Annotated in this window: 17 protein-coding genes; 11 read left to right on the top strand and 6 right to left on the bottom strand. The window is 65.9% G+C overall.

Features of this window, described 5'->3' with window-relative positions; translation table 11 throughout:
- The first annotated feature begins 80 nt into the window (after positions 1 to 80).
- The 10 genes from FNV92_RS24360 to FNV92_RS24315 all read left to right on the top strand — a co-directional run bounded on the left by FNV92_RS24360 (position 81) and on the right by FNV92_RS24315 (position 13,261).
- The gene (locus tag FNV92_RS24360) at positions 81 to 350 is read left to right on the top strand and encodes a hypothetical protein (RefSeq protein WP_143844229.1); all 270 of its coding nucleotides are present in this window, start codon (positions 81 to 83) and stop codon (positions 348 to 350) included.
- Between the two features lie 131 nt (positions 351 to 481).
- Entirely contained in the window at positions 482 to 1,591 is a 1,110-nt protein-coding gene (gene ccmI / locus FNV92_RS24355; protein ID WP_015687348.1) for a c-type cytochrome biogenesis protein CcmI, read from the top strand.
- Between the two features lie 37 nt (positions 1,592 to 1,628).
- Positions 1,629 to 2,138, top strand: coding sequence for a cytochrome c maturation protein CcmE (gene ccmE / locus FNV92_RS24350; protein WP_143844230.1), 510 nt, complete (start codon positions 1,629 to 1,631; stop codon positions 2,136 to 2,138).
- Positions 2,135 to 4,117, top strand: coding sequence for a heme lyase CcmF/NrfE family subunit (locus tag FNV92_RS24345; protein WP_143844231.1), 1,983 nt, complete (start codon positions 2,135 to 2,137; stop codon positions 4,115 to 4,117). The genes ccmE and FNV92_RS24345 overlap by 4 nt, the downstream gene beginning before the upstream one ends.
- Before the next feature lie 4 nt (positions 4,118 to 4,121).
- Complete coding sequence (locus FNV92_RS24340; protein WP_041748435.1) at positions 4,122 to 4,604, top strand: cytochrome c-type biogenesis protein; 483 nt, start codon at positions 4,122 to 4,124, stop codon at positions 4,602 to 4,604.
- 126 nt (positions 4,605 to 4,730) lie between these two features.
- Positions 4,731 to 6,074, top strand: a complete 1,344-nt coding sequence (locus FNV92_RS24335) for a methyl-accepting chemotaxis protein (RefSeq protein WP_143844232.1) — start codon at positions 4,731 to 4,733, stop codon at positions 6,072 to 6,074.
- Between the two features lie 222 nt (positions 6,075 to 6,296).
- The gene (locus tag FNV92_RS24330; protein WP_143844233.1) at positions 6,297 to 7,880 is read left to right on the top strand and encodes a Do family serine endopeptidase; all 1,584 of its coding nucleotides are present in this window, start codon (positions 6,297 to 6,299) and stop codon (positions 7,878 to 7,880) included.
- A gap of 272 nt (positions 7,881 to 8,152) precedes the next feature.
- The gene (locus tag FNV92_RS24325) at positions 8,153 to 8,833 is read left to right on the top strand and encodes a response regulator transcription factor (protein ID WP_041748986.1); all 681 of its coding nucleotides are present in this window, start codon (positions 8,153 to 8,155) and stop codon (positions 8,831 to 8,833) included.
- Entirely contained in the window at positions 8,817 to 10,277 is a 1,461-nt protein-coding gene (locus FNV92_RS24320; RefSeq protein ID WP_143844235.1) for a sensor histidine kinase, read from the top strand. The genes FNV92_RS24325 and FNV92_RS24320 overlap by 17 nt, the downstream gene beginning before the upstream one ends.
- A complete protein-coding gene (locus FNV92_RS24315; protein ID WP_143844236.1) occupies positions 10,274 to 13,261 on the top strand; it encodes a bifunctional [glutamine synthetase] adenylyltransferase/[glutamine synthetase]-adenylyl-L-tyrosine phosphorylase in 2,988 nt (995 codons plus the stop codon). The genes FNV92_RS24320 and FNV92_RS24315 overlap by 4 nt, the downstream gene beginning before the upstream one ends.
- Here FNV92_RS24315 and FNV92_RS24310 read toward each other — a convergent pair.
- The 5 genes from FNV92_RS24310 to FNV92_RS24290 are packed head-to-tail and all read right to left on the bottom strand — an operon-like array spanning position 13,218 to position 19,213.
- Positions 13,218 to 13,454 (bottom strand): formate dehydrogenase subunit delta, encoded by a 237-nt coding sequence (locus tag FNV92_RS24310; protein ID WP_143844237.1) that lies wholly within the window; start codon positions 13,452 to 13,454, stop codon positions 13,218 to 13,220. The genes FNV92_RS24315 and FNV92_RS24310 overlap by 44 nt on opposite strands.
- A complete protein-coding gene (fdhD, locus tag FNV92_RS24305; RefSeq protein ID WP_143844238.1) occupies positions 13,441 to 14,271 on the bottom strand; it encodes a formate dehydrogenase accessory sulfurtransferase FdhD in 831 nt (276 codons plus the stop codon). The genes FNV92_RS24310 and fdhD overlap by 14 nt, the downstream gene beginning before the upstream one ends.
- A gap of 4 nt (positions 14,272 to 14,275) precedes the next feature.
- Positions 14,276 to 17,149, bottom strand: a complete 2,874-nt coding sequence (fdhF, locus tag FNV92_RS24300; RefSeq protein WP_143844239.1) for a formate dehydrogenase subunit alpha — start codon at positions 17,147 to 17,149, stop codon at positions 14,276 to 14,278.
- Between the two features lie 10 nt (positions 17,150 to 17,159).
- Positions 17,160 to 18,716 carry a formate dehydrogenase beta subunit gene (locus tag FNV92_RS24295; protein ID WP_143844240.1) on the bottom strand — a complete coding sequence of 519 codons (1,557 nt, stop codon included), beginning with the start codon at positions 18,714 to 18,716 and terminating at the stop codon, positions 17,160 to 17,162.
- Positions 18,713 to 19,213 carry a formate dehydrogenase subunit gamma gene (locus FNV92_RS24290; RefSeq protein WP_143844241.1) on the bottom strand — a complete coding sequence of 167 codons (501 nt, stop codon included), beginning with the start codon at positions 19,211 to 19,213 and terminating at the stop codon, positions 18,713 to 18,715. The genes FNV92_RS24295 and FNV92_RS24290 overlap by 4 nt, the downstream gene beginning before the upstream one ends.
- Positions 19,214 to 19,437: 224 nt before the next feature.
- On the opposite strand from FNV92_RS24290, the gene FNV92_RS24285 reads away from it, so the two are divergent.
- The gene (locus tag FNV92_RS24285) at positions 19,438 to 20,331 is read left to right on the top strand and encodes a LysR family transcriptional regulator (protein WP_015687334.1); all 894 of its coding nucleotides are present in this window, start codon (positions 19,438 to 19,440) and stop codon (positions 20,329 to 20,331) included.
- A 3-nt stretch (positions 20,332 to 20,334) separates the two neighbouring features.
- Here the strand turns inward: FNV92_RS24285 and FNV92_RS24280 are convergent, their stop codons facing one another.
- Positions 20,335 to 22,665, bottom strand: a complete 2,331-nt coding sequence (locus FNV92_RS24280) for a PAS domain-containing sensor histidine kinase (RefSeq protein ID WP_041748434.1) — start codon at positions 22,663 to 22,665, stop codon at positions 20,335 to 20,337.
- Positions 22,666 to 22,818 lie beyond the last annotated feature (153 nt).

Raw genomic sequence — 22,818 nt, 5'->3', positions numbered from 1 at the left:
GATCACAATTTCTGGTTGACGGTGCCGGTGGCGGGCCCTACGGTCTCCATGCAAGTCTTGGAATTTCTATCTGTGGGCGCATGAAACCCCTTATCAGCTCCATCGAAATTGAAAACCGCGTCATTGTTGCCAAATATCGAAGGCTGATGACCGGCGCGAAGGTGGTGCTGGTCGAGAAGGCAAGCGGTCGGCAGCTGCCTGAGACGATCACCAGGGTTGCATCCCCTGTTCCGGTCGGGGCGCTGCGCATCAGATTGCCGGACGCAATCACGCCAGGGACGTACTTCCTGAAGGCCATCAATGGTCACGGCGAGGACGCCGCGCAAAGTGCGGACTTCGAGATCGGCTAAGCCGTTGGATTTTCACCGTTTCGGGACTGTGCGCGGTCGCGGTGAATTGACAATTGTCAATTGCCGCATCATCCGGCCGTGGTGTAAAGCCACCTGTGGGCGCGGGTGGCGCGCTGCCGGAAGCTTGCCAGATGACGCTATGGTTCGTGTTCGCGCTGATGACGGTCGCGGCGATTTTTGCCGTGCTCTTGCCGCTCGGCCGCAGCGGACGCGCGCAAAAGCAGGGCAGCGAGGTTGCGGTCTACAAGGACCAACTGGCCGAGGTCGAGCGTGATCTCGCCGCCGGGTTGATCGCCGCGCCCGAAGCCGAGGCCGCGCGCGTCGAGATCAGCCGCAGGCTGCTTGCCGCAGCCGGCACAGAGGCCGCGCAAACGCCGACGTCGAGCCTCAAATGGCGCCGTGCGGCGGCTGTGCTGGCGCTCGCAGGCCTGCCGCTCGTTGCGGTCGGTGTCTACATGCCGCTTGGCTCGCCCAGGCTTCAGGACTTTCCGCTAGCGCAGCGGGAGCGCGGATCAGGATCGGGCATGGCGCAGTCGCTCGAGAACCTCGTCGTGCAGGTCGAGCAACATCTGGAAAAGAATCCGACCGACGGACGCGGCTGGAACGTGCTCGCGCCGGTATTGCAACGGCTCGGCCGCTTCGACGATGCGGTGCGCGCCTATCGCAACTCGCTCACCTACAATGGCGAGAGCGCCGAGCGCCGCTCCGATCTCGGCGAAGCCATCGCAGCCGCCGCAAATGGCGTGGTGACCGCCGAAGCCAAGGGCGAATTCGAGCGTGCACATGCGCTCAACGCCGACGATCCCAAGGCAAACTATTTCCTCGGTCTCGCCGCCGAGCAGGACGGCCGCAAGGACGATGCCGCCAACATCTGGCGCGCGCTGCTGGCGAAGGCGCCGGAGGATGCGCCGTGGCGTTCCCTGGTGCAGTCTTCGCTGGCGCGGGTCGGTGGCGGCACGATGCCGGCGCTGTCGGACGAGACCCTCGCCGCGTCCAGGGACATGAACGAGGGCGATCGCAACGCGATGGTGCGCGGCATGGTCGAGCGCCTCGCCACGCGTCTCAAGCAGAATGGCGACGACGTCGAGGGTTGGCTGCGCCTGGTGCGCGCCTATCTCGTGATGGGCGATCGCGACAAGGCGGTGGGCGCATCGGGCGATGCCCGCCAGGCCGTTGCCAACGACGCCGCGCGGCTGCGCCAACTCAACGAAGGCCTCAAGACGCTCGGGCTCGACGGATGACGATGCTGCGACGAGATCAGCAGGGAACGGATACGCCATGACGCGCAAGCAGCGACGGATGACCATCATCGGCGGCTCGCTCGCCGTGCTCGCCCTCGCGGCCGCGCTGGTGCTCAACGCGCTTAGGGATTCGATCGTGTTCTTCTCGACCCCGACCATGGTCGCCGAGAAGCACGTCGAACCGGGCAAACGATTTCGCCTCGGCGGGCTGGTGCAGCCCGGCTCGCTCCACCGCGGCGACAATCTTGCGGTGACATTCGAGGTCGCCGATGGCGGCGCAAAGCTGCCCGTCGCCTACAAGGGCATCCTGCCGGATCTGTTCCGCGAAGGGCAGGGCGTGGTCGCCGAAGGCGCGCTCGACGCTAACGGCGTGTTCAAGGCCGATACCGTGCTCGCCAAGCATGACGAGACCTACATGCCCAAGGACGTCGCCGACGCCCTGAAGAAGCAGGGGCACTGGAAGGACGACTACGGCGCCAAAGCTTCCGATAGTGTCAAGCCGGCGGCAACGACGGCGCAGGGCAATTCGCAGGGAGCAGTGCGGTGATCGCTGAATCCGGACATTACGCGCTGGTGCTGGCGCTTGCCCTGGCGCTGATCCAGTCGGTCGTGCCGCTGATCGGCGCCCGCCTGCGCGATGCCGCGCTGATGAACGTGGCGCGCTCGACCGCGCTGGCGCAGCTGCTGTTCGTCGGCGCCTCGTTCATCGCGCTCGTGATGTTGCACGTCAGCTCGGATTTCTCCGTCGCCAACGTCTACGAGAACTCCCACTCGATGAAGCCGCTGCTCTACAAGATCACCGGCGTGTGGGGAAACCATGAAGGGTCGATGCTGCTGTGGGTGGCGATTCTGGCGCTGTTCGGCGGCCTGGTTGCGGCCTTCGGCAACAATCTGCCGCTGTCGCTGCGCGCGCATGTGCTGGCCGTGCAGGCCTGGATCGCCAGCGCCTTCTATCTCTTCATCCTGGTGACCTCCAATCCGTTCCTGCGCATCGTCAACCCGCCGGTCGAGGGACGCGATCTCAATCCGGTGCTCCAGGACATCGGCCTCGCCGTGCATCCGCCGATGCTCTATCTCGGCTATGTCGGCTTCTCGATCTCGTTCTCCTTCGCCATCGCGGCGCTGATGGAAGGCCGCATCGATGCGGCCTGGGCGCGCTGGGTGCGACCGTGGACGCTGGTGGCCTGGATATTCCTCACCCTCGGAATCGCGATGGGCTCCTACTGGGCTTATTATGAGCTCGGCTGGGGCGGCTGGTGGTTCTGGGATCCCGTCGAGAACGCCTCGCTGATGCCGTGGCTGGCCGGCACGGCGCTGCTGCACTCGGCGCTGGTGATGGAGAAACGCAATGCGTTGAAGGTCTGGACCATCCTGCTGTCGATCCTAACCTTCTCGCTGTCGCTGCTCGGCACTTTCCTGGTGCGCTCGGGCGTCATCACGTCCGTGCACGCCTTCGCCACCGATCCCACTCGCGGCGTGTTCATCCTGTTGATCCTGTGCCTGTTCATCGGCGGCAGCCTGTCGCTGTTCGCGGGCCGCGCGACCTCGTTGAAGCAGGGGGGCCTGTTCGCGCCGATCTCGCGCGAAGGCGCGCTGGTCCTGAACAATCTGCTGCTCACGGTGGCCTGCGCGGTCGTGCTGTTCGGCACGCTCTATCCGTTGGCGATGGAACTGCTGGCCGATTTCAAGATGTCGGTCGGCGCGCCCTTCTACAATCTCACCTTCGCCCCGCTGTTCACGTTGCTGCTGCTGGCGGTGCCGTTCGGGCCGATGCTGGCGTGGAAGCGCGGCGATCTGCTCGGCGTCACCCAGCGCCTGCTCGCGGCCGGCGTTGCCGGCCTCGTCGTCATCGCCATTGTCTGGGCCTGGACGCGCGGCGGCAGCGCGCTCGCGCCGCTCGCGATCGGGCTTGGCGTCTTCGTCATCGCCGGCGCCGTCACCGACATCGTCGAGCGGACCGGTCTCATGCGACTTCCGTTCGGAACGGCGCTGCACCGCGCGCGCGGCCTGCCGCGCTCGGCCTGGGGCACGGCGTTCGCGCATGCCGGCCTCGGCGTCGCGCTGATCGGGATCGTCTGCGAGACCACGTGGAACAGCGAATATATCGCGACGATGAAGCAGAACGACGTCGCCCATGTCGCCGGCTACGATCTCAAGCTGGACGGCCTGTTTCAGCGTCAGGGGCCAAACTTCCGCGAGATGATCGCCGAGTTCAATGTCAGTCGTGACGGCCAGACGGTCAGCGTCATGACGCCCTCCAAGCGCAGCTTCACCACGCGCGGCTCATCGACGACCGAGGCCGCGCTGCTGACGCGCGGCGCAAGCCAGCTCTACGTCTCGCTCGGCGATGCAAACGCGGAGGGCGCCATTGCGGTGCGCATCTATCACAAGCCGCTGGTGCTGCTGATCTGGTGGGGACCGGTGCTGATGGCGTTCGGCGGCGTACTGTCGCTGTCCGACCGGCGCTTGCGGGTCGGCGCGCCGAAACCGGCGCGGGCCAAGCAACGCCTCCAGCCGGCGGAGTGATCCGATGCGGCGGATGATGCTTGCGATCGTCGCGCTGATGCTGCTGGCCATGCCGGTGGCGTACGCCGTGCAGCCCGACGAGATCATGTCGGATCCCGCCAAGGAAGTCCGCGCGCGCGACCTGTCGCGCGAGCTGCGCTGCATGGTCTGCCAGAACCAATCGATCGACGATTCCGACGCGCCGCTCGCGCGCGATCTGCGCCTGCTGGTGCGCGAGCGCATCGCGGCCGGCGACAGCAATTCGCAGGTACTCGACTTCCTTGTCGCGCGCTATGGCGAGTTCGTACTGCTCAAGCCGCGCTTCGAGCGCCAGACTGTGCTGCTGTGGCTGCTCGCGCCGCTGCTGCTGATCGGCGGCGGCCTGGCGCTCTGGCTGCAGATCCGTCGCCGTTCGAGAAGCGGTGCAGACGTACCAGCGCCGCCGCTTTCGCCGGAGGAGGAGACGCGGCTCGCCGCGTTGATGTCGGACGAAGCCAAATCCTCCTAGCTGCGTGACGCCGTCCGCGGCTACGTAATGATACGTAGACCGCCTGCGATGGCCTGTTTTCACGCTATGTTGACCTTTATCTGGAAGCTTGGCGGAAGATTCGATCCCTGACTCTGAGTCTCCCCGATGTTCACGAACAGCAATCTGACGATCCGCTTCCTGGTCGGCGCCGTCGTCGCAGCATTATTGTTCCTGCTGGGCATCGGCGGCGGCACCGGCTTCGTCGCGGTGCTCTATCTCAATAACGAGATCACCAGCCTGTCGTCGGATTTCGCAGCACTGAGCGGCCCCGCGCGCGACCACGCGATGCAGATCTACCAGCAGGCGCAGGCAGCGTTCTCCTATTTCCTGATAGCCTGCGGCGTGATCGCGGTCGTCGCCGTCGCGATCTGCCTCACCACCTGGTTCGCCGTTCGCAACGGCATCCTCAGCCCGCTGGCGGCGATCGTGCATGCCATGCGCGAGGTCGCCGACCAGAAGTTCGAGACATCCGTTCCTGGCCTCGGTGGCACCAACGAAATCGGCCTGCTCGCCGGAGCGCTGGAGGTGTTCAAGACCAACGGGATCGAGCGGCGCCGGCTCACCGAGCAGCAACTGCGCGAAGCGCAGCATCAGTCCGAGCGCTCGCAATTTCTCGACGACCGCATCAAGCGCTTCAACGATCTCGTCGCCGGTGTCGTCGACAGCGTGGCGTCGTCGGCCGTGCATCTGAAGAGCAACGCGGAGACATTGTCGCGGACGGCCAACGACACCAGCACAAAGGCCAGTGCCGTCGCGAGCGCGGCGAGCCAGGCCAGCGTCAGCGTCCAGACGGTCGCGGGCTCGGCCGAGGCGATGACGAATTCGATCGGCACGATCAGCCGCCGCGTCACCGACGCGACACAGCGCGCCGAAGGCGCAGCGTCCCAGGCCGAGAAGAGCCGTGACACCATCCATACGCTGTCGGACGCCGCCGACAAGATCGGCGAGGTCGTGCAGCTCGTGCAGGCGATCGCCTCGCAGACCAACCTGCTGGCGCTCAACGCAACCATCGAGGCGGCACGGGCTGGGGAGGCCGGCAAGGGTTTTGCCGTGGTCGCCTCCGAGGTGAAGAGCCTCGCGCACCAGACCAGCAAGGCGACGGAAGAGATCACCTCGCACGTCGCCAGCATCCAGGGGATCACCGCGGAGACGCGCGGCGCGATCGACGGGATCTCGAAGACCCTGTCGGAGATCTCGTCGATCATGTCCGGCATCGAGGTCGACACCGCCGAGCAGCGCAATGCCACACAGGACATCACGAGCAGCGCGCAGGACGCCGCACACGGAACGCTCGACGTCTCCAATCACATCGTCCAGATCACCTCGACCTCGGCGGAGACCGGGCGCATGGCTGCCGAAGCGCGCGATTCCGCCGTCGACCTGTCGCAGCAGGCCGCGACCCTGAAACGCGAAGTGGACGAATTCATCGTCAGCGTCAGGGCGAGCTGAGGCCGCGAAATACACGGCTATGCGCCGATCTCCGGAACTCGATTAAGTTCCTGACACGCCACGATTTTCGGGCTGCGATAAACGGCCGCATCCGCGTCGCCGTTCATTACAAAAGTTTAACCCCGCCGCCAGCGCGCGGTAAGGCGGGAGCCCCCATCTTCAGGACCGTAAGGTGCTGCCATCCGGCACCAAATGGATTTCAAGGCCCTTGGAGATCTCTGCATGACCGACCGTCCCGACCTCACCAACCTTCCGTCCTATCGGCAGCCGCGCCGCTCGGTTTTCTCCGCGCGCAGGATCGCGCTGATGGCCTCGGTCGTCGCAGGCCTCGGCATCGCCGTCCACGGCTTCAGCCCATCGACCTCGCCGAGCGACCTGTTGTCGAGCCCGGCGCATGCGCAGGTCAACAACGAGGTCCGCAAGGTCGAGCGTCCAATCGGCTTCGCCGACATCGTCGAGCGCGTGAAGCCGTCGGTGATCTCGGTGAAGGTGAACATCAAGGAAAAGATCGCGAGCAACGATGACGGCGATGATTCCTCCTCGCCGTTCCAGCCGGGCTCGCCGATGGAGCGCTTCTTCCGCCGCTTCGGCGGTCCGGATGGCTTCCCGGGCCAGAAGGGTGGCGGTGGTCGTGGCCGCGTCGTGCAGGGCCAGGGCTCCGGCTTCTTCATCTCGGCTGACGGCTTTGCCGTGACCAACAACCACGTGGTCGACGGCGCCGACAAGGTCGAGGTCACCACCGACGACGGCAAAACCTACACAGCCAAGGTGATCGGAACCGATCAGCGCACCGACCTTGCCCTGATCAAGGTCGAGGGCAGCTCCAACTTCCCATTCGCAAAGCTTGCCGACGGCAAGCCGCGGATCGGCGACTGGGTGCTCGCGGTTGGCAATCCGTTCGGCCTCGGCGGCACCGTGACCGCGGGCATCGTCTCGGCCAGCGGTCGCGATATCGGCAACGGCCCCTATGACGATTTCATCCAGATCGACGCGCCCGTGAACAAGGGCAATTCCGGCGGTCCGGCTTTCGACACCAACGGTGAAGTGATGGGCGTCAACACCGCGATCTACTCGCCCTCCGGCGGCAGCGTCGGCATCGCGTTCTCGATCCCGGCCTCCACCGTGAAGACGGTGGTTGCTCAACTCAAGGACAAGGGCTCCGTCAGCCGCGGCTGGATCGGCGTGCAGATCCAGCCGGTGACGTCCGACATCGCCGACAGCCTCGGCATGAAGAAGGCCGAAGGCGCGCTGGTGGCGGAGCCGCAGGCGAACGGTCCGGCTGCCAAGGCCGGCATCGAGTCCGGTGACGTGATCACCTCGGTCAACGGCGAAGCCGTCAAGGACGCCCGCGAGCTCGCCCGCACCATCGGCGGACTGGCGCCCGGAGCCACCGTGAAGCTCAACGTGCTGCACAAGGGCCAGGATAAGGTCGTGAACCTTACGCTCGGCCAATTGCCGAACACGGTCGAGGCCAAGGCCGACACCGACAAGGACAGCGGCAAGGGTGCAAGCCGTGGCACCGACGTGCCCAAGCTCGGCATGACCGTTGCGCCCGCCGACTCCGTGGCCGGCGCCGGCAAGGAAGGCGTCGTGGTCACCGAAGTCGATCCGAAGAGTGCCGCGGCCGAACGCGGCTTCAAGGAAGGCGACGTGATTCTGGAAGTCGGCGGCAAGAGCGTGAGCACCGCCGGCGACGTCCGCGAAGCCATCAACACGGCGCGGACCGACAACAAGAACAGCGTCCTGATGCGTGTGAAGAGCGGCGGTCAGTCGCGCTTCGTCGCCGTGCCCATCGCCAAGGGCTGAGCCTTCAGGAGGCTTACGAGATGAGGGGTGTCGCCGGCATCAGTCGCCCCCGCCGCCGACGCCCTTCGGGGGAGCAGCGTAACGTTCGCTTCCCCAGTCTACCTTCCGGTGGAATACGCCCCCCTCCGTCGGAAGGCCTAGGGCGGTGAGGTCCCCCCAGCTTCACCGCCCGCCTTTTTGCCTACCCATGTCCCATTTGCCCGGCTTGCATGCGATTGCCGCTCGCGCCATGTTCAGAGAAGGTTGACCCCTTGACCGCCGCCGAACGCACGATGCGCCTCCTCATCATCGAAGACGACCGCGAATCCGCCGACTATCTCGTGAAGGCGTTTCGCGAGGTCGGACATATTGCCGACCACGCCGCAGACGGCGAGGAAGGCCTCGCCATGGCCGAGAACGGCGAATACGACGTGTTGGTGGTCGATCGCATGCTGCCCAAGCGCGACGGCCTGTCGCTGATCGGTGTCTTGCGCGACAAGGGCAACACCACCCCGGTGTTGATTCTCTCGGCGCTCGGCCAGGTCGACGACCGCATCAAGGGCCTGCGCGCCGGCGGCGACGACTATCTGCCGAAGCCCTATTCCTTCGCCGAGCTGCTGGCCCGCGTCGAGGTGCTGTCGCGCCGCCGCGGCGGCCCGGCCGAGGACACGCTCTATCGCGTCGGCGACCTCGAGCTTGACCGGCTGTCCCATCGCGTCGCCCGCGGCAAGGACGAGCTGACGCTGCAGCCGCGCGAATTCCGTCTGCTCGAATATCTGATGAAGCATGCCGGCCAGGTGGTGACACGCACCATGCTGCTGGAAAATGTCTGGGACTATCACTTCGATCCGCAGACCAACGTGATCGACGTGCACATTTCGCGGCTGCGCTCCAAGATCGACAAGGGTTTTGAGCGGCCGCTGCTGCACACGATCCGCGGCGCCGGGTACATGATCCGTGACGGCATTCGGTAAACTCATCCGCACGACGGCATTCCGGCTGACGCTGGTCTACCTGTTCCTGTTCGGGATCTTCGCGGCGTCGCTGCTGGGCTATTTCGCGTGGAATACGCGGCGGCTGATCACCGAAGAGATCACGCAGACGGTCAATTCCGAGACCTCTGAAATCAACGAGATCTACGGGAGGCGCGGCCTGTTCGGCCTCGTGCGCGCGATCGAGTATCGCGCGCTGCGGCCGGGCGCCAACCTCTACCTCGTGACCACGCCGACCGGGCAGGCGGTTGCCGGCAATGTCGGCTCGCTGGCACCGGGCGTGATGGCAACGCGCGGCTGGACGGAGACGGCCTACCGGCGGATCGAGGACGGCAACGAACGCGATCATCGCGCGCTGGTGCGCGTCACCGAACTGGAGAACGGCTTCCGGCTGCTGATCGGCCGCGATCTCGACGAGCGGCGGCGCCTGTTCGGCATCGTCGCGAAGGCCGCGCAATGGTCGATCCTGATCGTCGTGGTGCTCGGCCTCGGCGGCGGCGTCTTCGTCGCGCGCAGGGTTCTGAGGCGCATCGACGCCATGACCGGCACCGCGCAGCGCATCATGACCGGCGATCTCAGCGGGCGCCTGCCGGTGGGACGCAGCGGCGACGAGCTCGACCGTCTCGCCGAAAACCTCAACGCCATGCTGGAGCGGATCGAGGCGCTGATGGCGGGATTGAAGGAAGTCTCCGACAACATCGCCCACGACCTCAAGACGCCGCTGACGCGCCTGCGCAACCGAGCGGAGGAGGCGCTGGCGAAATCTGGCAGCGAAGCCGATTACCGTGCCGCGCTGGAGCGGACCATCGAGGAATCCGACGGCCTGATCCGCACCTTCAACGCGCTGCTGATGATCGCGCGTGCCGAGTCCGGCCAGGCGCGCGGCAACATGGATGATTTCGACGCCGCCGATGTCGCGGGCGGCATCCACGAGCTTTACGAGCCGCTCGCCGAGGATGACGGCATGACCCTCAAGGTCAAAGCCGATCCGACGCCGGTTCATGCCAACCGCGAGTTGATCAGCCAGGCGCTCGCCAATCTGGTCGAGAACGCGATCAAATACGGCAAGCCGGCTGCGCAGCCGGCGGGAACCGTGGTCAGTATGGACAGCAGGCAGATCACGATCGAGGCCAGGCGCGAGGGCGATCAGGTGCTGCTCAGCGTCACCGATCGCGGCCCCGGCATCCCCGAAGGCGACCGCAAGCATGCCGTCGAGCGATTCGTGCGGCTTGAGGCCAGCCGCACGCTGCCGGGCTCTGGCCTCGGCCTCAGCCTCGCCTCCGCGGTGGCGACGCTGCATGGCGGAGAATTGCGGCTGGGCGATGCCCATCCGGGTCTCGTCGCCACGCTGGTGCTGCCGGCGCGCGCCGGCGCCGGCGACAGGGTTGCTCCTCCAATACCGGATGTGCCACAGAAGGTGGCATGAACCACTCCGCGCCGGGAAACGCGGACAAGCATGGTGAGGGCCTGGCCGCGCGTTTCGCGGAGGCTCCCCATATTGCCGCTTCCACAACCGACGACCGACGCTTTGAAAGCTGGCTGGCCGAGCTCGAGCCGGCACAGTCAGCGCGTCTCGACGCGCTGCTGGTGCATCCCTTCGCGCGGGATATTCTGGCCGGCATAGCGGAATTCTCGCCGTATCTGTTCGATCTGGCGCGCGCTGATGCGCCGCGCCTGATCCGGCTGCTTGCATGCGATCCGGATGCGCATCTCGCCGCGTTGATCGCGGAGGCGAGGGACGCGGTGCTTGCAGCTGGCGACGAAGCCGAGGTGATGCGTCTGCTTCGCCGCATGAAGGCGGAGGCCGCGCTGTTGATCGCGCTATGCGACATCGGCGGGGTCTGGCCGGTGATGCGGGTGACGGCGGCGCTGACCGATGTCGCGGTGTCCTCGGTGCAGGCGGCGCTGCGGTACCAACTGCGGCAGGAAGCCGCACGTGGAAAAATCCTGCCGCCCGATCCCGAGGCGCCGGAAGCGGGTTGCGGCCTGATCGTGCTCGCGATGGGCAAGATGGGCGCCGGCGAGCTGAACTATTCCAGCGACATCGACCTCATCGTGTTCTTCGATCCCGACAACACGACGCTCGCACCCGATCTCGAGCCGCAGCCGTTCTTCGTCCGGGTGACGCAAGGCATGGCGCGCATCCTCCAGCAGCGCACCTATGACGGTTACGTCTTCCGCGTCGATCTGCGTCTGCGTCCAGATCCGTCCTCGACCCAGGTGGCGATCTCCCGCGACGCCGCGCTACATTACTACGAGCGCGAAGGGCGCACCTGGGAGCGTGCGGCGATGATCAAGGCACGCGCCTGCGCCGGCGATCCCAGGGCGGGCGAGGCGCTGCTTGCCGAGATCGCCCCCTTCGTCTGGCGCAAGCATCTCGACTTCGCCGCGCTCGCCGACGTGCACGACATGAAGCGGCAGATGCAGACCTATCGCGGCCAGAGCGAGATCGCGGTGGAGGGCCATAACGTCAAGGTCGGCCGCGGCGGCATTCGTGAGATCGAGTTTTTCGCGCAGACGCAGCAGCTGATTGCCGGCGGCCGCCATCCGGAATTGCGGGTGCGGCCGACACTCGCCGCACTCAATATTCTTGCCGCGAGCAACTGGATCACCTCAGCCGCGCGCGACGAGCTGACCATCGCCTATGAATTCCTGCGCCGGGTCGAGCATCGCCTGCAGATGATTGCCGACGAGCAGACCCATGCGCTGCCCGACGACAAGGAAGCGGTCGAGCGTTTTGCGCGCTTCTTCGGCTATCCGGATCGCGAAGCCTTCGCGCGCGATCTGTTGCGGCAACTCGAGGTCGTCCAGGGCCATTATGAGAAGCTGTTCGAGGGCGATGATCCGACCGGCACGGCAAAGCTGCCGGCGCTCGACTACAGTGCAGGCCCGGATGATCCGCGCCTGCTGCAATATCTGACGACGCTCGGCTTCAAGAAGCCGGCCGCAGTGGCCCAGACCTTGCGCGACTGGATCACCGGCGACTACCGGGCGTTCCGCAACGAGGCGACGCGAAGCGCCTTCGTCGACTTCGTGCCGGCCCTGATCGACGGCCTCGCGCATGCCGAGGAGCCGGATCGCGCCGTCGTGACGTTCGATCATTTCCTCGGGGCGCTCCAGCTTGGCGGCCGGCTGATCACGCTGCTCGCCCAGAACCGCGATCTCGTCGCGCTGGTGGCGCTGGTGCTTGGCGCGGCGCCACGGCTCGGCGAAATGCTGGCGCGGAAGCCGCAGCTCATGGACGGCCTGATCGATCCGCGCTTCTTCGGCGCGATGCCGGACAAGCAGGAATTGTCGGCGCGATTGGCCGCGACGGTGCGCGACGCCGGCTCATACGAGGAATTCCTCGATCGCCTGCGCCTGTTCGGGCAGGAGAGCCTGTTCCTGATCGGCACGCGCATCCTCTCCGGCACCGTCTCGGCGCAACAGGCGAGCACGGCCTTTGCGGACGTCGCCGAGGGCACCGTCCATACCGTGCATGGTCTCGTCGCCGAGCGCTTTGCCGCCCAGCACGGCCGCATCAAGGGGCAGGAGACCGCGATCATCGCGATGGGCCGGCTCGGCAGCCGCGAGATGACGGCGTCGTCCGATCTCGATCTGATCCTGCTCTACGATTTCGACAGCGAGGCCCCGGACTCGGACGGGCCAAAATCGCTGCACGGCGCGCATTACTTCGCACGCTTCACCCAGCGCCTGATCAGCGCCTTCACCACGCGCACCAATTACGGCGTGCTCTACGAGATCGACATGCGGCTGCGTCCCTCCGGGCGCGCCGGCCCGGTGGCGTCGAGTCTTGCCTCCTTTGCGGACTACCAGGCCAACGAGGCCTGGACCTGGGAGCATATGGCGCTGACCCGCGCGCGCGTGGTGTCTTCATCGGATGCATTCCGGGAGCGGATCGAGCGCATCATCCGCGATGTCCTGACGCGCCGCCGCGACCGCGCCGTCGTCGCCAACGATGTCGTCGACATGCGGCGTGCCATCGCGCAGGAAAAGGGCGAGAGCGACCATTGGGATCTCAAATACGCCGCCGGCGGCATGGTCGATATCGACTTCATCGCGCAATATCTCCAGCTCGTGCACGCCCACGACAAGCCGGATATTCTCGACGTCGGTACGATGCAGGTGCTGGACAACGCCGCCAGGCTTGGCGTGCTCCCGCAGTCGGAGGCGGAGATCCTGCGTGCCGCCGCACGCCTCTATCATGACCTGACGCAGATCCTGCGGCTCTGTGTCAGCGATCGATTCAAGCCGGAGACCGCCGGCACCGACCTTCAGCGCGTGATGGCGCGCGCCGGCGACGCGCCGGATTTCTCGTCGCTCGAGGCCCGCGTCAAGGAAACGCAGGGCGAGGTGCGGCGCGTGTTCAGCGCGCTCCTGGAAGGGAAGCAGTCCGTTTCAGCGACGTGAGGGCATCGCGCACGTTCGGCTCCAGGCCCGCGCCGCCCGCGTCGAGATGCGCGAAGATCGCGCGCTTCATCCGGGGGTCCCAGAATTTCTTGATGTGCTCGGCGATCCCCGGCACGGCCTTGTCGTGACCCTGGCTGCGGAAGAACGTGCCGATCTGGTTGGCCATGTAGACGAGGCGGTCAGGCGACGACATCGATGATCTCCTGAGCACGACGAGCCGCGACGCGGCCCTGGTGCGTGAACACTTCGAACCCGTCGCTGCGGGCAATCGCAATCAGCGTGATGCCGGCGGCTTCCGCGGTGCGTACGGCGAGCGCGGTGGGTGCGGAGACTGCGACCAGCACGGGCACGCCAATGGCGGCCGTCTTCTGCACCATCTCGACCGAGACGCGGCTCGTCAGCAGCACCAGGCCGCCGCTCGCCTCCGTCCGACTGCGCTCCAGCGCGCCGGCGAGCTTGTCGAGCGCGTTGTGGCGGCCGACATCCTCGCGCAGGGCGACGATGCCGTTCGACGGCGACCAGAAGGCCGCGGCGTGGACCGCGCGGGTCTGTATGTTGATCGATTGCAGGGGAGCGATGGTCTGCATCGCCGCCATGACCTGCTGCGGCGTGAAAGTCTGTCCCAGCGGCACCACGGCCGCAGGCCGCACGGCCTCCGCGATGGAGTCGATGCCGCAAATGCCGCAACCGGTCGGGCCGGCAATGTGCCGTCGGCGCTCGCTGATGCGCGCGGCTTTTTCTTCGTAGAGCCACATGCGCAGCTCGATGCCGTCGTCGAGGCGAACCACTTCGAGCGATTTGAAGTCGTCGACCGATTCGATGATGCCCTCGTCGAGGCTGAAGCCGACGGCGAAGTCTTCGAGGTTCTGCGGCGTGCCCATCATGACGGCATAGGTGCCGCCGTTGTAGGTCAGCGCCAGCGGCGTCTCCTCCGGGATCAGCCGCGTTCCTTCCGACGCGACACCGTCGCGCCAGATTTCGCGGTCGATGGCCTGGACCGGCACGTGCATGCCGTTACTCCGCCGCCTCGGCCGGGGCGATGCGGCGGGAGTGCCGCGCCTGCGCGTCATAGGTCTTCTGCCAGTCGGACGGACCGTTCGACGGCGAGATCTGCACCGCCGTGACCTTGTATTCGGGGCAGTTGGTCGCCCAGTCCGAATAGTCGGTGGTGATCACGTTCGCCTGCGTATCCGGGTGATGGAAGGTCGTGTAGACGACGCCGGGCGAGACGCGGTCGGTGATCTCCGCACGCAGCGTGGTCTCGCCCGCGCGACTCGTCAGCCGCACCCAGTCGCCGTCGCGCACACCGCGCAACTCGGCGTCGTGGGGGTGGATCTCCAGCCGGTCCTCGGCATGCCAGACCACGTTCTCGGTGCGCCTGGTCTGCGCGCCGACATTGTACTGGCTGAGGATGCGGCCGGTGGTGAGCAGCAGCGGGAAGCGGGGACCGGTGCGTTCGTCGGTTGCGACATATTCGGTGACGATGAACTTGCCCTTGCCGCGGACGAAGCCGTCGATATGCATCACCGGCGTGCCCTCCGGCGCCTTCTCGTTGCATGGCCACTGCACCGAGCCAAGCTCGTCGAGCTTGGCGTAGGAGACCCCGGTGAAGGTCGGCGTCAGCGCGGCGATCTCGTCCATGATCTCGGACGGGTGATTGTAGGGCATGTCATAGCCCATCGCCTTGGCGAGGCCGATCGTGACCTCCCAGTCGGCCATGCCGTTCTTCGGCGACATCACCTTGCGCACCCGCTGGATGCGGCGTTCGGCGTTGGTGAACGTGCCGTCCTTTTCCAGGAAGCTCGAGCCGGGCAGGAACACATGGGCGTAGTTCGCGGTCTCGTTCAGGAAGAGGTCGTGGACGATCACGCATTCCATCGCGGACAGCGCGGCCACCACGTGCTTGGTGTTGGGATCGGATTGCAGGATGTCCTCGCCCTGCACATAGATGCCCATGAACGAGCCTTCGATCGCGGCGTCGAACATGTTGGGAATGCGCAGGCCCGGTTCCGGGTTGAGCTTGACGTTCCACAGCGCCTCGAACTGGTCGCGCACGGCATCGCCGGAGATGTGGCGATAGCCCGGCAGCTCGTGCGGGAACGAGCCCATGTCGCACGAGCCCTGCACGTTGTTCTGGCCGCGCAGCGGGTTCACGCCGACGCCGGAACGGCCGATATTGCCGGTCGCCATCGCGAGGTTGGCGATCGCGATCACCGTGGTCGAGCCCTGGCTGTGCTCGGTGACACCGAGGCCGTAATAGATCGCGCCGTTGCCGCCGGTGGCGTAGATCCGGGCGGCTTCGCGCAAATCCTTGGGATCGACACCGGTCAGGATCGCGGTCGCTTCCGGGCTGTGCTTCGGCTGCGCAACGAACGCCGCCCATTCCTCGAACTCGCTCCAGTCGCAGCGCTCGCGCACAAAGGCTTCGTTGACGAGCCCCTCGGTGACGATGACATGCGCCAGCGCGGTCACGACGGCAACGTTGGTGCCGGGCATCAGAGGCAGGTGCAGCGCTTTCACATGCGGCGATTCCACCATTTCGGTGCGGCGCGGATCGATCACGATCAGTTTGGCGCCCTGGCGCAGCCGCTTCTTCAGGCGTGAGGCGAAGACCGGATGGGCGGAGGCTGGATTGGCGCCTATGATGACGGCGACGTCGGTGTCCTCCACCGAGTCGAAATCCTGCGTGCCGGCCGACGTGCCGAAGGTCTGCGAGAGGCCATAGCCGGTCGGCGAGTGGCAGACGCGAGCGCAGGTGTCGACATTGTTGTTGCCGAAGCCGGCGCGGATCAGCTTCTGCACCAGATAGGTTTCCTCGTTGGTGCAGCGGGACGAGGTGATGCCGCCGATGGCGTCGCGGCCGTATTTCTTCTGGATGCCGCGCATCCTGGCGGCGGCAAACGAGAACGCCTCGTCCCACGACACTTCGCGCCAGGGATCCTCGATCCGGTCGCGGATCATCGGCTTGAGGATGCGTTCCTTGTGATTGGTGTAGCCCCAGGCGAAGCGGCCCTTGACGCAGGAATGGCCGCGATTGGCCTTGCCGTCCTTGTACGGCACCATGCGCACGACTTCCTCGCCGCGCATCTCGGCCTTGAAGGCGCAGCCGACACCGCAATAGGCGCAGGTGGTGACGACGGAGTGCTCGGGCTGGCCGATCTCGATCACGGACTTTTCCGTCAGCGTCGCGGTCGGACAGGCCTGCACGCAGGCGCCGCAGGAGACGCATTCGGACCCGAGGAAGCTTTCGCTCATGCCGGGCGAGACGCGGCTGTCGAAGCCGCGGCCAGAGATGGTCAGCGCGAATGTGCCTTGCACCTCCTCGCAGGCGCGGACGCAGCGCGAGCAGACGATGCACTTGGAGGGATCGTAAGTGAAGTAGGGATTGGACTCGTCCTTCGGCATCCAGGCAGCGTTGATCTCGCCGCTGGATTTGGCGAAGACGTGGTTCTCGCCCTCGTAGCCGTAGCGCACCTCGCGCAGGCCGACGGCACCGGCCATGTCCTGCAGTTCGCAGTCGCCGTTGGCGCCGCAGGTGAGACAGTCGAGCGGATGGTCGGAGATGTAGAGCTCCATCACGCCCTTGCGCAGCTTCTTCAGTCGCTCGCTCTGGGTATGCACGATGAGGCCGGGCATCACGGGCGTGGTGCACGAGGCTGGCGTGCCGGCGCGGCCCTCGATCTCGACCACGCAGAGCCGGCAGGAGCCGAAGGCGTCGACCATATCGGTCGCGCAGAGTTTTGGGATCTGGTGGCCCGCGTCCATCGCGGCCCGCATGATCGAGGTGCCTTCCGGCACCGTGATCTCGTTGCCGTCGATGGTCAGCGTGACCATCGTCGTTGATTTTGAGCGCGGCGTGCCGTAGTCGATTTCTTCGATCAGAGACATCGTCGTTCTCCTATTCCGCGGCCTGAAGCGTGGTTGGCGCCGGGACGAAATCCTCCCGGAAGTGCCTCAATGCGCTGAGCACGGGGTAGGGCGTGAAGCCGCCGAGTGCGCAGAGCGAGCCGAATTTCATGGTGTTGCAGAGGTCCTCGACGAGCGCGAGGTTTTCGCTGACGCGCTCGCCGCGGATGATCTTCTCGATCGTCTCGACGCCGCGGGTCGAACCGATCCGGCAGGGCGTGCACTTGCCGCAGGATTCGATGGCGCAGAACTCCATGGCGAAGCGCGCCTGCTTGCGCATGTCGACGCTGTCGTCGAACACGACGATGCCGCCATGGCCGATCAGGCCGTCGCGTGCGGTGAAGGCTTCGTAGTCGAACGGCGTGTCAAATAGCGCGCGTGGAAAATAGGCGCCGAGCGGGCCGCCGACCTGAACCGCGCGAACGGGGCGGCCCGTGAACGTGCCGCCGCCGATATCGTCGACGAGTTCGCCAAGCGTGACGCCGAACGCCGTCTCGAACAGCCCGCCGTAGCGGAGATTGCCGGCGAGCTGGATCGGCATCGTGCCGCGCGAACGGCCCATGCCGTATTCGGCATAGGCCTTGGCGCCCTCGGCTAGGATGAAGGGGATCGCGGCCAGCGACAGGATGTTGTTGATCGCGGTTGGCTTGCCGAACAGGCCGTGATGGGCCGGGAGCGGCGGCTTGGCGCGCACGATGCCGCGGCGGCCTTCGAGGCTCTCAAGCAGCGACGTCTCCTCGCCGCAGACATAGGCGCCGGCGCCGACGCGCACTTCGAGATCGAAATCGTAGGTGGACCCGCCGATCTTGCTGCCGAGATAACCGCCGCGCCGGGCCGCCACAATGGCGGCTTTCATGGCCTCGACCGCGTGCGGATATTCGCTGCGGGTGTAGATGTAGCCTTTGGTGGCGCCGACGGTGATGCCCGCGATGGTCATGCCCTCGATGACCAGGAAGGGATCGCCCTCCATGATCATGCGGTCGGCGAAAGTGCCGCTGTCGCCCTCGTCGGCGTTGCAGACGATGAACTTGCGGTCGGCCTTGGCCTGCGCAACCGTCTTCCACTTGATGCCGGTCGGGAAGCCCGCGCCGCCACGACCGCGCAGGCCGGACGCCGTCACTTCGTTGAGGATCGCGTCGGAGCCGAGCGACAGCGCGCGCTCCAGGCCCTTGTAGCCGCCATGGGCGCGGTAGTCGTCGAGCGAGCGCGGGTCGATTACGCCGCAGCGGGCAAACGTGAGGCGGGTCTGGCGCTTCAGCCAGGGAATCTCGTCGGTTGCGCCGAGCCGCAGCAGATGCGGCGTGTTGCTGGCGAGCGCGTCGAGCAGGGAGGGGACATCGGCCTCGGTCACGGGGCCGAAGGCGATCCGCCCCTGCGGCGTCGCAATCTCGACCAGGGGCTCCAGCCAGTACAGGCCGCGCGAGCCGGTTCTGACGATCTCGATCGCAACGCCGCGCTTGGCCGCGGCCTGCTGCAGCGCAATCGCAACCTCGTCGGCTCCGACGGCAATTGCACCGGCGTCGCGTGAGACGAATAGACGCATACTCATCGCTGAGCCTCCGCAACCAGCGCATCGAGGCGCTTCTCGTCGAGCCGGCCAACGAGGCGGCCGTCGAGCATCGCCGATGGCGCGGTTGCGCACAGGCCGAGGCAGTAGATCGGCTCCAGTGTGACGCGATCGTCGGCGGTCGTGTTGCCGAGCGGCACGCCGAGCTTTGCTTCTGCGCGCGCTGCCAGCGCATCCCCGCCCGCGGCCTGACAGGCCTCCGCGCGGCAGAGTTTCAGCACGTGGCGGCCGGCCGGCTTGTGCCTGAAATCATGATAGAACGTGACCACGCCATGCACCTCGGCGCGGGACAGATTCAGCGCCTGCGCGACCATGGGAATGGCGGCCTCCGGCACATAGCCGAACGCCTCCTGAAGGGCGTGCAGAACGACCAGCGTTGCGCCTTCCTGTTTGGAATGTTCGGCGATGATCTCGGCGCCGCGCGTTTCGTCCCAAGGCTCGTGCGAAGTCTCGTGCGAAGGCTCGTAAACCGTTGTCATTCTTCGTTCTCAGATTGAGCGTGCCTTCCTCGCAAACTATTTGGAATCGTTCGAAGATCAATAAAGCTGTCTCATGCGGCGATTGCGAATTCAGATCGATTTGCGATCACAATCGAACGATATGAAACTGCAATGGACGCCATTCTGCGGTGCGGTTTTCGCGTGTTGGCCGGGATAGGTCGTGCTAGCTTGCATGCCAGGACAAAACACGAGGGGACGTCCGGTTGCTCGACAAGCTTGAACTGCTGCTGGCGCTCGCGAAGGAGCGGCATTTCGGACGCGCGGCCGAGGCCTGCGGCGTGACGCAGCCGACCATGTCGACCGGGCTGAAGCAGCTCGAGGAGATCCTCGGCGTGATGCTGGTTCAGCGCGGCTCACGCTTTCAGGGCTTTACGCCCGAAGGCGAGCGGGCGCTGGACTGGGCGCGGCGGATCGTGGGCGATGCCCGCGCGATGCGTGACGAGATCAACGGGCTGAAGCATCAGCTTTCCGGCGAGATCCGCATCGCCGCGATCCCGACCGTGCTCGGGATGGTCGCCGCGCTGACGACGCCATTCCGCGCCCGCCACCCCGAGGTGCGCTTCCGCATCCAGTCCACCACCTCATCGGAGGTGCTGGGGCTGCTCGAAAATCTCGAGGTAGATGCGGGGCTGACCTATATCGAGAATGAACCGATCGGGAAGGTGCGCACCATCCCGCTCTACAACGAGAGCTATCGCCTCCTGACCGCGCCCGACGGGATGTTCGGCGATCGCGAGACGGTGACGTGGCAGGAGGTCGGGCAGGTGCCGCTGTGCCTGCTCACGCCCGACATGCAGAACCGCCGCATCATCGACCGCGCGTTGCGCTCGGTCGGCGCGGAGGCGACGCCGACCTTGACCTCGAATTCCCTGCTCGTGCTGTTCACGCATGTGAAGACGGGACGCTGGGCGAGCGTGATGCCGGCGAAGCTGGCCGAAACGCTCGGCCTGTCCGATACGGTGCGTTCGATCCCGATCACCGATCCCGATGTCAATTACAGCATCGGCATGGTGATCCCGCAGCGCGACCCGATGACGCCGCTGATCGCCGCGTTGGTCAATGTCGCGCGTGAGGTCGCGCCGTCGCTGCAAATGTAGGGTTCAGGCCGCGGCCGATATCCCGGACGCCGCCTTGATCGCATCGCGGGGCAGCGTCACGCGCACGACGGTGCCCACGTTGATCTTCGAGCGCAGCCGCATCGAACCGCCGTGGAGCTGCGCCAGCGAACGGGCGATCGCGAGCCCGAGGCCGGAGCCGTGATAGGTCTTGGTGAGCTGGCTCTCGACCTGCTCGAACGGGCGGCCGAGCCGTGCCAGCGAATGCTGCGCGATCCCGATGCCGGTATCGGCGATCATCAGCACGATCCTGTCGTCGAGCTGCCGGCTGCGAACCACGATGCGGCCGCCGTCGGGGGTGAATTTCACCGCGTTGGAGAGCAGGTTGACGATGATCTGCTTGGTGGCGCGGCGGTCCGCGACGACCGAGATGGACGTCTCGATATCGGCATCGAGCGTCAGATTCTTGTCCTGGGCACGGCCGGTGACGACCCGCAGGGATTCCGCCAGCGTCTGTGCGAGGTCGAGCTCTTCCATGTCGAGCTTCATGCGGCCGGCTTCGATCTTGGACATGTCGAGGATGTCGTTGATGACCTCGAGCAGGTAGTGGCCGCTGGTTAGGATGTCGTGGCAGTATTCCTGGTACTTCTCGCTGCCGAGCTCACCGAACATGCCCGAGCCCATGATCTCGGAGAAGCCGATGATGGCGTTGAGCGGCGTGCGCAGCTCGTGGCTCATATTGGCGAGGAATTTCGACTTGGTCTGGTTGGCTTCCTCGGCGCGGGTCTTCTCGCGCTGGTATTTCTCGGCGAGATCGGCCAGCTCATTGGTCTGCCGCTCCAGGGCCGCCTGCGAGCGCTTCAGGTCGATGACGGTGGCACGCAGGCGCAGATCGTTGTCGACCAGCTTCTGCTCGTGCTCCTTGATCCGGGTGATGTCGGTGCCGACCGAGACGTAGCCGCCGTCCTTGGTGCGGCGCTCGCTGATGTGCAGCCAGCTGCTGTCGTCGAGCTGGGCCTCGAAGGTGCGCGCGCCCGGACCCTGGCTCGCGGTCTCGTTGTGGCGGGTGCGCACCTCCGGCATGCGGCCGACTTCCAGAACGGTCTCGTAGGAGGTGCCGGGGATGACGGCGCTGTCAGGCAGCTTGTGCAGGCGCTGGAAGTGCGAGTTGCAGAGCACCAGGCGGTCGCTCGCGTCCCACAGCACGAACGCTTCCGGAATGGTCTCGATGGCGTCGCGCAGGCGGAGGTCGGCTTCGACGGTCCGTTCGGCGAGGCTCTTCTGCTCTGTGATGTCGACGGCGATGCCGATCAGGTGCACGCTGGAATCGGTCGCCCCGCTCGTCTTCTCGCAGCGGACGCGCAGCCAGATCCAGTGGCCGTCGACATGCTGCATGCGGAAGGTCTGGTCGATGTGAGCGATCTGACCCGAAATGAGCTGGTCGGCGATCTCGAACAGGTCGATGTCGTCGGACTTCACCAGCGCATTGACCTCGCCGAAGGTCAGGAGCTCGTTGCGGCCGTCGAGGCCGAGCATCGAGAACATCGATTGCGACCAGAAGATCCGGCCGCGCGACAGGTCCCAGTCCCACAATCCGCAGCGGCCGCGGTTGAGCGCGGTATCGATGCGGCCGCGCACGGCGTCGTTGATGAGGTCGCCCTCGCGGGCGCGGGTCGACTGCCAGTGGAAGGCGAAGCCGAGGATCAGCACGACGAAGCCGGTAGTCGCCGACAGCGTCACCGAGAGCGCGGCGTCCGAGCCCCAGATTGGCTCGTTGCGCTCCTGGATCACGGTGACGAGCCCCGGCATCGACTTGATCTGCCGCGAGGTCGCCATCGCGGCGTTGCCGTTCGGCAGCGTCATGTCGGAGATGGTGTTGTCGCGAGGAGGCGCCGCCAGCATTTGCGCCGTCGTGATCGCGTCGAGCAGGCGGTCGTTGCCCGAAGGATCGTTGTCGACGGGAATGCGGGCGAGGATGCGGCGGTCGATGCCGGCCGAGGTGACGATGACGTGGCGGCCGGAGGCCGTGCCCCAGGTCGGGATGAGATCGGGCAGCAGGGCCGGCAGGCTCTCGATGTTCCTCAGGCGCTCTTGGCGTGACGACGTCAGGCGGTCGAGGCGCTCGGCGAGCAGGTCGGCGAGGGCCGAGATGTCGTGGCGGATCACCAGCCGCTTCTGGCGCGTCTGGTCGACGACTTGCACGAATGCGCCGAGGCAGATCGTGATCAGGAAGGCGATGATGAGCGTCGGCACGGCGCGGCGCAGCGCCGGCTCCGCGATCAGGAGCCGATGATAGGCAGGTTTCGCGATCGATTGCGCCAATCCCTTGATCGAATCGGATTGGACGCACGCGTTCGCGGCGTCTGCACGCGCCATGCCTGTAGCCCCCGGGAAACTTGCTGCGACTCGATTCGAAAGCAGCCCCACATCACTTTCGAATCAAAGCGATTTGAATCCACTTTCCGCAGGCTGTCGAGAGTCAACGAAACGTTAACGCGAAATTATTCTTATCCAACGGAGAGTTCGCGC

The sequence above is a fragment of the Bradyrhizobium cosmicum genome (genome assembly GCF_007290395.2).
GTDB classification, from domain to species: domain Bacteria; phylum Pseudomonadota; class Alphaproteobacteria; order Rhizobiales; family Xanthobacteraceae; genus Bradyrhizobium; species Bradyrhizobium cosmicum.
The sequence above is the reverse complement of the archived record's forward strand: the minus strand, read 5'-3'. Positions and strand labels throughout refer to the sequence as shown.

What these genes read in the sequence shown, in the direction of transcription:
- FNV92_RS24360 (WP_143844229.1), top strand. Translation starts at nt 81, where the DNA reads ATGAAACCCCTTATCAGCTCCATCGAAATTGAAAACCGCGTCATTGTT.
- ccmI (WP_015687348.1), top strand. Translation starts at nt 482, where the DNA reads ATGACGCTATGGTTCGTGTTCGCGCTGATGACGGTCGCGGCGATTTTT.
- ccmE (WP_143844230.1), top strand. Translation starts at nt 1,629, where the DNA reads ATGACGCGCAAGCAGCGACGGATGACCATCATCGGCGGCTCGCTCGCC.
- FNV92_RS24340 (WP_041748435.1), top strand. Translation starts at nt 4,122, where the DNA reads ATGCGGCGGATGATGCTTGCGATCGTCGCGCTGATGCTGCTGGCCATG.
- FNV92_RS24335 (WP_143844232.1), top strand. Translation starts at nt 4,731, where the DNA reads ATGTTCACGAACAGCAATCTGACGATCCGCTTCCTGGTCGGCGCCGTC.
- FNV92_RS24330 (WP_143844233.1), top strand. Translation starts at nt 6,297, where the DNA reads ATGACCGACCGTCCCGACCTCACCAACCTTCCGTCCTATCGGCAGCCG.
- FNV92_RS24325 (WP_041748986.1), top strand. Translation starts at nt 8,153, where the DNA reads ATGCGCCTCCTCATCATCGAAGACGACCGCGAATCCGCCGACTATCTC.
- FNV92_RS24315 (WP_143844236.1), top strand. Translation starts at nt 10,274, where the DNA reads ATGAACCACTCCGCGCCGGGAAACGCGGACAAGCATGGTGAGGGCCTG.
- FNV92_RS24310 (WP_143844237.1), bottom strand. Translation starts at nt 13,454, where the DNA reads ATGTCGTCGCCTGACCGCCTCGTCTACATGGCCAACCAGATCGGCACG.
- fdhD (WP_143844238.1), bottom strand. Translation starts at nt 14,271, where the DNA reads ATGCACGTGCCGGTCCAGGCCATCGACCGCGAAATCTGGCGCGACGGT.
- fdhF (WP_143844239.1), bottom strand. Translation starts at nt 17,149, where the DNA reads ATGTCTCTGATCGAAGAAATCGACTACGGCACGCCGCGCTCAAAATCA.
- FNV92_RS24295 (WP_143844240.1), bottom strand. Translation starts at nt 18,716, where the DNA reads ATGAGTATGCGTCTATTCGTCTCACGCGACGCCGGTGCAATTGCCGTC.
- FNV92_RS24290 (WP_143844241.1), bottom strand. Translation starts at nt 19,213, where the DNA reads ATGACAACGGTTTACGAGCCTTCGCACGAGACTTCGCACGAGCCTTGG.
- FNV92_RS24280 (WP_041748434.1), bottom strand. Translation starts at nt 22,665, where the DNA reads ATGGCGCGTGCAGACGCCGCGAACGCGTGCGTCCAATCCGATTCGATC.